Genomic DNA, 9,281 nt, shown 5'->3' on the forward strand with positions numbered 1-9,281 from the left:
AGTGTTTTTTGGGTAAGCAAGCGCTTACCCAAGCTCTAATTCAATACTCGTGCAGCCTTTTGCACAACTTACCAAACCTTTATTTTTATCTTTTCCATTAAGGTCTAATTGCAGAGGCTTGTTGCATTGCTCGCATAACAAGGTTTGTCCTTTGCTTAGTTTCTTAAGTATATTCTTGTGCTGGTTAAATGCTGCGGCACGCTGCTTATTAAAAGCATCAATATCTAGCTTCATTACAACGATTTTCCTTCAAAAATAGATTCACCGGCAATTTTACAAATGACATTCAACTTATTACCGTAAAAATAGAGATTCAGATCGTTTTCTTTGCAATAACGAAGGTGGAAGGCTTTTAATTTATCATCAGTGCCTAAAGCGTCGTTTAAATATTCTAATTCGGTTTCATCTAATTCTAGCTTTTGCGAAATTTGTGTTCTGGCGATTTTAGCTGAAGTGCTTCTCGCTACTTTGCTTTGCTCACTCAGTAAGCTCACGCCTTCACCTAATAGTGCTTCTCTTGGCTCTTTAATGGCCGGATGATCGATAGTAAAAAGTGCCAGAATGACAACAACAAGCAACAAAAACTTTTTCATTGGATACCGTAATATTGATCTAAACAGGAGGAAACATTTGAGAGTGTAATAAAATGGGGCTTTCAAAAGCAAGTGATTAAGTTATAAACACTACATAAGCTTGTCCCTGGTTAAGAAAATTTCAATAATTTCTGAACCAATTGTACCCAGCTTGAGTTTGCTTGCATATAATATCCTTATAGATAAAAAGGTCACTGTAGCAAGTACCTGTCGATCACTGCCATGAGGAGCCGAGATGGACAAACAAATAAAAGTAAAAAACATTCCGAGCGATGTAAAAATACAAAAGCCGGAGCTCCAACCTGATAGGTTTAACCCTCGTAATCGTATTTATGTGCGCGCAGTTAAGGGGCTACACCAGCAACTTCGCAAGCGCCTAGGTTTTATTGGTATGTTGGCGTTTATGCTGATGCCATGGGTTAATTTTGAGGGTCATCAAGCCGTTTATTTTGATCTCTTCGAGCAAAAATTTAATATTTTCGGATTAACGCTGATGCCACAAGATTTAACGGTACTGGCATTTTTCCTTATGATCGCTGCATTTGCACTGTTTGTGGTGACCACGTTTTATGGTCGTGTGTGGTGTGGTTACACTTGCCCGCAAACCGTTTGGACTTTTATTTTTCTATGGTTCGAAGAAAAGTTTGAAGGCAGCGCTAATCAGCGTAAAAAACTCGATAGCCGTAAAATGGACTTTGATAAATTCTGGCGAAAAACGGCAAAGCATAGCAGTTGGATTCTATTCTCTTTGTGGACCGCCATTAGCTTTGTTGGATTTTTCACTCCAATACGTGAACTAGTACCAGATTTACTGACCTGGAGCGCAGGAAGTTATGCAGTCATCAGCATCGTTGTGTTTACGGCATGTACCTATGGTAATGCAGGCTGGATGAGGGAAATTATGTGCTTGCACATGTGCCCTTATTCACGTTTTCAATCTGCCATGTTCGATAAAGACACCTTTACAGTTAGCTATGACGCAAAACGCGGGGAGTCACGCGGTCCTCGCTCTCGTAAGCAAGACCCAAAAGAAATGGGTTTGGGTGATTGTATTGACTGTAATCTGTGTGTTCAGGTATGCCCTACAGGCATCGATATTCGTAACGGTTTGCAATACGAGTGTATCAACTGTGGTGCATGTATAGATGCGTGTGATGGGGTGATGGATAAAATGAATTATCCCCGCGGTTTAATTTCTTACACCACAGAGCGCAATCTTGAAACGCCAGATAATAAAACTAAAGCATTCCGTGGGAAGCTGGCAGGTTACTTATTAATCATGACAGTATTAATCGCGGCACTGGTGGTGAATATTGCGATGCGTAAGCCAATGGAGCTCGATATTATTCGTGATAGAAATCAGCTTTATCGAGTCAATTTCGAGGGTTTAGTTGAAAACACTTACACCCTAAAAGTCATCAATAAAACCCAGCAAGTGCAACAATACGATATTGCGGTTGAGGGGCTAAATAACTTTAATGTACTGGGCAAACTGGCGATTGAAGTTCAGGCGGGTGAATCTATGAATGTGCCTCTTTCTGTGATCATTGACCCCTATGATCTTAAAAAGCCAGTGACTGAATTCCATTTTAGAGTTCAAGTGAAAGGCGACCCGACAGTGTCATTATCACAGCCTACCAACTTCTTTAAAGGTAAATAATTAGATACACTAATTAAACCAAGCAAAAGCGGGTATTCCCCGCTTTTTTTATGCCAAATGAGGAATACATGAGCGAGTTTAGTTTTGCGAATTTAAATCCAGATCGTATCTTGGATGCCATAGAAAGCATTGGGGTTTACCCTGAAACAGGCTTGCTACCATTGAACAGTTATGAAAATCGCGTTTATCAGTTCAAGGCGGAAGATGGTAAACGCTACGTCACTAAGTTTTATCGTCCAGAGCGTTGGAGTGAGGCGCAAATAAAAGAAGAGCATGCTTTTGCACTTGAACTCGCTAATGAAGAAGTGCCTATCGTCGCGCCAGTAGAAATAGAGGGTGAAAGTTTATTTGAACATGCCGGTTATAAATTTGCGCTCTTTCCAAGCGTGGGTGGGCGTCAATTTGAAATCGACAATTTAGATCAGCTTGAAATGCTTGGTCGATATATCGGACGACTACACCTAGTTGGTAAGAGTAAACCATTCCAGCATAGATTGAGTATTAATACCCAGAGCTACCTATTCGATGCTAAAGAAGTTATTGAAAACAGTAAGCTTGTGCCCATGCATCTAGAAACCGCGTTTTACACTATTTTAGAACAGGTTATTTCGCAAACAGCGCAAATGTATCATGCCGATAAGCCTATTCGTTTGCATGGTGATGCACATGCTGGCAATATTCTCTGCACAGGCGATTCACTGACCTTAGTGGATTTAGATGATTGTCGCTCAGGCCCTGCAATCCAAGATTTATGGATGATGCTTAATGGTGATAAAAACGAGCAATTAATTCAGCTCGATACACTATTGATGGGGTATGAAGAATTTAACTCTTTTGATGCAAAAGAGCTGCAACTGATAGAGCCGCTACGTGCGATGCGAATGGTGCATTACATGGGGTGGTTAGCTGCCAGATGGGAAGATCCTGCATTTACACGGAACTTTTCTTGGTTTGCAACAGACAAATATTGGGAGCAGCAGATCTTAGCATTGAAAGAACAGCTTGCAGCGTTACAAGAACCTGCATTACAACTGTTTCCATAAAAAATTGAGAAATAACTATGTTAAAAGCGTTAAAACTATCCATTCTATTTTTCTGTTTGCCGTTGTTAGCCATGGCCGCAGAATTTGATTTTAAAGAAGGTGTGCACTACCAAACTTTAACCACCCAAAAAAGTGAGCAAGCAAAAGTGACTGAGTTTTTCTCATTTTACTGTCCGCATTGTTTCCGTTTTGAGCCAGTTGCTAAGGCATTAGAGCAAAGTTTGCCAGAAGGCGCTGTATTTGAAAAAAGCCATGTGAACTTTTTAGGTGGTTTGCCTGCGCAAGTACAAAGCAATTTAAGCTATGCCTATATCGTGGCAAAGCAAATGGGCAAAGGTGATGAGATTGCAGCTAAAATCTTCGACAGTATCCATGTAAAAAAAGCGCCATTGAATGACATTAAAGATGTGAAAAAGCTACTGGATCTTAATGGTATCAGCGAAAAGCAGTTTGATGCGGCGTTAGCAAGTATGCCAGTGATTGCGGCTGAAAAGCTGATGCAAGACGACCAAACTCGCTTTTCAAAAGCGGGCGCACTATCTGGCGTGCCTACATTTATCGTCAGTGATAAATACAAAGTAAATACCAACAGTTTAAAAAGCCAAGAGCAATTCAACGCATTGGTTAAACATTTATTAGCAAAATAATACGGAGAATAAGATGTTAAAGCTAATTAAAGCCGCTGCGCTGGCACTCATGCTTCCGATAGTTGCAAACGCAGCTCAGTTTGAAGAAGGCGTTCACTACGAAGTGGTTGCCGAGCGTGGTACTAAGAAACCTGAAGTGACAGAGTACTTCTCATTTTTCTGCCCAGCATGTAATGCATTTGAACCACTAATCGCTCAGGTAAAACCTAAACTGAATGAAGGTGTAAAGTTTAAAAAGAGCCACGTAGATTTCACCGGCCCTCGTGATCCAGAAGTACAAAAGATTATGGCTCAAGGCTTAGCACTTGCTGAAGTGCTGCCTCAAAAAGATAAAATCATTGGTGCAATTTTTACGCATATTCATGGTAAGCGTAATAAGATCAATGAACTGGCGGATATGAAAGACATCTTCGTTGCACAAGGCGTAGACGCTACTAAGTTTGATAAAATGTACAAAAGCTTTGCTGTACGTACTAAGACTTCAAGAATGGCGCGTATGCAACAAAAGTGGTCTGAAAAGCGTGCGCTTACAGGCGTTCCAACGTTTATCGTAAATGGTAAATATAAACTGCGTTTACGTGAGTCAAAAACGACGACTCCTGAGCAGATCAGTGCATTAATTAATTATTTAGCTGCTAAATAATTTACTATGAATTAGAACAGAGCCTCGCACTTGCGAGGCTTTTTTATTGGAAAAGACATGCATAAAATTTTGGTTTCAAGTTGTTTGCTCGGACAACCCGTTCGTTATGATGGACAATCTAAAGGGTTAGCAAATGATACTTTGACTCGGTGGCTGCAAGAAAAGCGAGTTGTTGCATTTTGCCCTGAAGTTGCGGGTGGCTTACCAACCCCAAGACCGCCAGCAGAAATCAATGCCGAAAAAGTGATCACCGCAACAGGTAAGGATGTCACTGGAGAATTCCAGCTGGGTGCTGAAAAAGCACTCGCATTATGTAAAGCGCAACAAATCAAATTTGCGTTGTTGAAAGAATCTAGCCCTTCATGTGGTCGAAATACTATTTACGATGGGTCGCATAAGGGAATTAAAGTGGTTGGAATGGGTTTAACTGCAGAAAAGCTTGTTAAAGCTGGTATACAGGTTTTTAGTGAAGAGCAATTGCCACAGCTAGTCACTGCTCTGGCAATTGCTGAAAAGAATTAGCGGGATTATTTACGCTGTAAAAATACACCAGACTCCACATGATGTGTATATGGGAACTGGTCGAAAATCGCAATGCGAGATACAGAGTGTGTTTCGCATAGCATGTCTAAATCACGCTCTAGTGTGTCTGGGTTACATGAGATATAAATGATGTTGTCGTAGTTAGACACCAAACGACAAGTGAGTTCATCCATACCAGCACGAGGTGGGTCAACCAAAATAGTCTGGCAGTTGTAGTCTTGAAGGTTAATGCCATTTAATCTTGAGAATTGACGTTCCCCTTTTATCGCTTGCGTAAACTCTTCACTCGACATACGAATGATATCTAAGTTCTCAACCTTATTCGCCGCGATATTAATTTGTGCCGAGTTTACCGACGACTTTGAGATTTCAGTTGCTAATACTTTATTAAAGCTGCCAGCTAAGGCAATCGAGAAATTACCATTACCGCAATATAGCTCAAGTAAATCATTCTCCAGTGGCGCACAAAGGTCTTGCGCCCATTCCAGCATTTTCTCATTTACTTTCGCATTTGGCTGCGTAAAGCTATTTTCAACTTGCTGGTATTGATAAGTTTGACCATTTACAGTCAGTTGCTCAGTGACAAAATCATTGCCTAACACAATCTTTTGTTTGCGAGCACGACCTATAAAGTCAATTTTATAGGTTTTCTGAAGCTCAGAACGTAATGCATTAATTGTCGCTAACCACTCATCATCAAGCTGCTTGTGATAAAGCAGACTTACCAGGATCTCACCACTTAGCGTCGATAAATAATCGATTTGGAAAAGCTTGCGGCGAAGTATCTCGTTATGACGTAACTTTTCCATCATAACCTGCATGATTTCACTAATAAGCGGTGCGGCAGGGTCAAATGTTTCCACTCGAATTTTTTGCTTGCTCTCTTGATCAAACATAATGTGGTAGAGATCGTCACCATCGTGCCATACTCTAAATTCAGCACGTTGACGGTATTGCGTTTTTGCTGATTCAAAGACTTCAAGCTCTGGTGCGTTAAAGCGAGCAAATTGAGCACTAATACGCGTTTGCTTTTCAGCAAGCTGCTGTTCATAAGTGGCGGTATCAATAGTAATGACTGGCATAGTTAAACTGACCTTACAAATTCGAGAGCGGGTATTGTAGGGGGCATAGGTGATTTGTCCAGTTTCTCGCTAAAATTTGTTGCTTTTTTATACTAAACGCTCAAGGGTCAATAACTGCTGCCGATATAAAGTAATAATTAAGATGTATGCATGGTTTCTATTATTTTGGAGATAAACATGAAAATCGGACAATTAAACCAGCTTCTCAACCCTTCTTTTGCTAATAAAGCAAACAGTAAAGCGGGTTTTAAACCGAATATCCAAAGTAGTACTGATGGTTTTCACGGAGATAAAGGTAAAATTGCAGCAAAGCTGCTTGATGATAAGTTAGCAAAAGCCTTGGATATGGAAAAAGCAGAACCTAAGGCTGCGCCTTTATTTGATTTTGATACCGTTATTAATAATGTGCTTGATTTTGTAAAGGGATCAATAAGCAAAGCGAAAGCTGATGGTCGAGATGACAAAGCGATTCAAGATATGCTGAATGCAACACGTAAAGGAGTACAGATGGGCATAGATGACGCAACATCAGAATTGAAAGCTGCGGGATTATTTAATCAAGACATAGAAGAAGGGATCGAAAAATCTAAAGAAGGGATTTTTAAGGGATTAGATGATTTTGAGGATGAGCTCTTTAATCCAAAACCTGACTCTATGCAGGTGAGCGCTGCACAGTATGCGAGCTTGTCGAATCAAGCTGAGTATAGTTTCACAACAGCAGAGGGCGACGAAGTAACCATATCATTGAGTGATGCTCGCACAAAAGGTCAAGCTGTCAGCTATGCTCAAAACGGTGATAATTATGGTCTTGCTGTATCAGAGCAATCAAGTGAGGAAGTCAGTTTTTCGATTAGTGTTAATGGCGAACTCAATAAAGAAGAGCAAAAAGCCATTAATGAAATGATGAAAGACATTCGCAATGTCAGTGATGCGTTCTTCTCAGGTGAATATGATGATGCGTTCGAAAAAGCGTCGGCATTAAATATAGGTAGCGATCAAATTACTAACTTCACGATGGATTTGCGACAGAAAAAAACGACCGCAGCAATAGCGCAATATCAGCAAACCAACCCAATTAAAGAGTTAGAGCAAGCTTTCCAACCTCTCGATAAACAACTAGAGAACATTCATTCGGAAGGTAAAGCTATTGGTGTTGAACAGCAATTACCAGATATCATGGCTTGGATGAACGGTGGTCAAGAAAGAATGACCCAGCTTTTAGACTATGCACAAAGCTTCTTCAGTCAGCTTGACGATAAGACTGAGAAATCAGTTTAAGATACTTGGCAAGAATTATAAGCTCGGGCAAACTTGCACCTCAATATAGAGGAGTCATAGTTTGTCGCACATTTTAGTTTTTGATTCAGGTATCGGAGGGACTAGTGTCCTAACACATATCCAAAATACACTACCAGGGGCAGACTATACCTACATTATGGATAATGCTTTACTGCCCTACGGTCTTCAGACTGAAGAAACAATTCAAAATAGACTGGCAAGTCTCGTTAATAAAATATCTTCAAATTTTTTTGGTGAAGTTGACTTAATAGTGATTGCTTGCAATACAGCTTCAACTTACGCACTGGCACATATTCGCCAGTTAACGCAAACTCCTATTGTTGGCGTGGTACCTGCAATAAAGCCTGCTGCACAAATTAGTATTAGAAAGCATATTGCCTTATTAGCAACGCCTGCTACCTCAAAGAATCAGTATACGCAATCTTTAGTGAGTGAGTTTGCTAGTGATTGCCAAGTTAGTTTCTACCATTCAACAGAGTTGGTACGGCTAGCAGAGCGCAAGTTTTGGTTAAATGAAGATGTACGAGAGGGGGTTAATAAGGAGTTATCATCTATTAAGGTCGACAATCAAGCTGATGTGCTGATATTGGGGTGCACGCATTTTCCAATATTGAAGTGTGAAATTGCAGAGTTTTATCAAACTCAATGCGTATTAATCGACTCCGGAACTGCAATTGCAAAAAGAGTAAAACATTTGTTGGTTGACAGTATAGATGAGACAGAAATAAAAAAGCCGCTACAGTTTTATGCAACGGCTTTAAATGATGTCCCTGCTATTACAGGATACGATGTAAAAAGTTTATATCTTTAACTTGCAACAGCTTCCTCAGATGTCTCTGGTTTTTGTTTTGCAGCTCTAACCTTCAATGTGCGTTGCTGGAACTCTTTTTCATTCAATGCTGCAATGGCTTTATCAGCATCAGCTTCTGCCATCTCCACAAAACCGAAACCACGACGTTTACCTGTATTTTTATCTTTTAATAAACGAACGTTGAATACACGGCCTTGTTCAGAGAAAAGCTCTCGAACGACACTTTCATTTGCTTTATAAGGCAAGTTACCTACATAAAGCGTTTTTGTTTTTACTTCAGTATTGTCAGATTGTGGGGTTGCATTACTTGCCGACATAACAGTTGCAATGAAACCACCGATGAGTGTGCCAATAGAAAAAGTAGCACCAAGATTAAGAGAAGAGTCTGCAAGAAGAGCATTAGCAGCAAAATAGCCGATTATCGCAATTGCTAAAACAATAAAAAGAGACTTTTGTTGAGTTGGGTTCATAAGGATCTACCAATATACAATGGGTATACAATAATTTAACAAACGAGCTGCTATCTTAGCGTCTTAAAATGTTTAAGCAATAATTAAAAAGAGAAATTAGCTATTCGAAGTGGCTAAATAGAGCGTTTTTTATCCTAACAAGTCTTTTTTGTTCTCTTTTTGAGCGATTGAACACGTTTCTTAAAATTAATTGAAAAAAGGGGTTGCGCACTTTTAATTTCTCCCTATAATGCGCACCCACTGACACGGGGCGAGACGCTGAAAAGCAAATCAAAACGATGTCGAGTCAAATAAAACTTAATCTTAAAACTTTCTCTTAAGAAAAAGATTAAAATTAAGTGTTGACATAAAAAGTGAAGTCGTTATTATGGCGCTCCACTTCGCAGCAAGGCTGCGGTAACTAACCAAGCGTTAGTTACACTGTTCTTTAAAAATATGAAGCAATCATCTGTGTGGGCACTCGTACAGGTTGAGTTCTAACAGCTCTTGA

General features: G+C 40.0%; 11 protein-coding genes. 7 read left to right on the top strand and 4 right to left on the bottom strand.

The features are described from left to right. Positions 1–24: 24 nt before the first annotated feature. Together AC1HJP_RS16880 and AC1HJP_RS16885 are read right to left on the bottom strand one after the other, a co-directional pair. Complete coding sequence (locus AC1HJP_RS16880; RefSeq protein ID WP_480362771.1) at positions 25–234, bottom strand: hypothetical protein; 210 nt, start codon at positions 232–234, stop codon at positions 25–27. Beyond that, a complete protein-coding gene (locus AC1HJP_RS16885) occupies positions 234–593 on the bottom strand; it encodes a hypothetical protein (protein WP_421964856.1) in 360 nt (119 codons plus the stop codon). Before AC1HJP_RS16885 ends, AC1HJP_RS16880 begins: the two co-directional genes overlap by 1 nt. Positions 594–828: 235 nt before the next feature. On the opposite strand from AC1HJP_RS16885, the gene ccoG reads away from it, so the two are divergent. The 5 genes from ccoG to AC1HJP_RS16910 all read left to right on the top strand — a co-directional run bounded on the left by ccoG (position 829) and on the right by AC1HJP_RS16910 (position 5,108). Beyond that, a complete protein-coding gene (gene ccoG, locus AC1HJP_RS16890) occupies positions 829–2,253 on the top strand; it encodes a cytochrome c oxidase accessory protein CcoG (protein ID WP_480362772.1) in 1,425 nt (474 codons plus the stop codon). A 68-nt stretch (positions 2,254–2,321) separates the two neighbouring features. Continuing rightward, complete coding sequence (locus AC1HJP_RS16895) at positions 2,322–3,296, top strand: serine/threonine protein kinase (RefSeq protein WP_480362773.1); 975 nt, start codon at positions 2,322–2,324, stop codon at positions 3,294–3,296. A 17-nt stretch (positions 3,297–3,313) separates the two neighbouring features. Next, positions 3,314–3,943 carry a thiol:disulfide interchange protein DsbA/DsbL gene (locus tag AC1HJP_RS16900; RefSeq protein WP_480362774.1) on the top strand — a complete coding sequence of 210 codons (630 nt, stop codon included), beginning with the start codon at positions 3,314–3,316 and terminating at the stop codon, positions 3,941–3,943. 13 nt (positions 3,944–3,956) lie between these two features. Beyond that, positions 3,957–4,586, top strand: a complete 630-nt coding sequence (locus tag AC1HJP_RS16905; protein WP_480362775.1) for a thiol:disulfide interchange protein DsbA/DsbL — start codon at positions 3,957–3,959, stop codon at positions 4,584–4,586. Positions 4,587–4,643: 57 nt separating this feature from the next. Beyond that, a complete protein-coding gene (locus AC1HJP_RS16910; protein ID WP_480362776.1) occupies positions 4,644–5,108 on the top strand; it encodes a 2-thiouracil desulfurase family protein in 465 nt (154 codons plus the stop codon). Positions 5,109–5,113: 5 nt separating this feature from the next. On the opposite strand, the gene trmA is transcribed toward AC1HJP_RS16910, so the two are convergent. Further along, entirely contained in the window at positions 5,114–6,211 is a 1,098-nt protein-coding gene (trmA, locus tag AC1HJP_RS16915) for a tRNA (uridine(54)-C5)-methyltransferase TrmA (RefSeq protein WP_480362777.1), read from the bottom strand. Between the two features lie 177 nt (positions 6,212–6,388). Between trmA and AC1HJP_RS16920 the strand changes: the two genes are divergently transcribed. Together AC1HJP_RS16920 and murI are read left to right on the top strand one after the other, a co-directional pair. After that, positions 6,389–7,489: a DUF5610 domain-containing protein gene (locus AC1HJP_RS16920; protein WP_480362778.1), complete on the top strand. Its 1,101-nt coding sequence runs from the start codon at positions 6,389–6,391 to the stop codon at positions 7,487–7,489. A 61-nt stretch (positions 7,490–7,550) separates the two neighbouring features. After that, a complete protein-coding gene (gene murI / locus AC1HJP_RS16925; protein WP_480362779.1) occupies positions 7,551–8,321 on the top strand; it encodes a glutamate racemase in 771 nt (256 codons plus the stop codon). On the opposite strand, the gene AC1HJP_RS16930 is transcribed toward murI, so the two are convergent. After that, entirely contained in the window at positions 8,318–8,791 is a 474-nt protein-coding gene (locus AC1HJP_RS16930) for an RNA recognition motif domain-containing protein (RefSeq protein ID WP_480362780.1), read from the bottom strand. The two genes, murI and AC1HJP_RS16930, sit on opposite strands and share 4 nt — an antisense overlap. Positions 8,792–9,281: the final 490 nt, after the last annotated feature.

The sequence above is a fragment of the Pseudoalteromonas sp. NFXS53 genome, assembly GCF_056629255.1.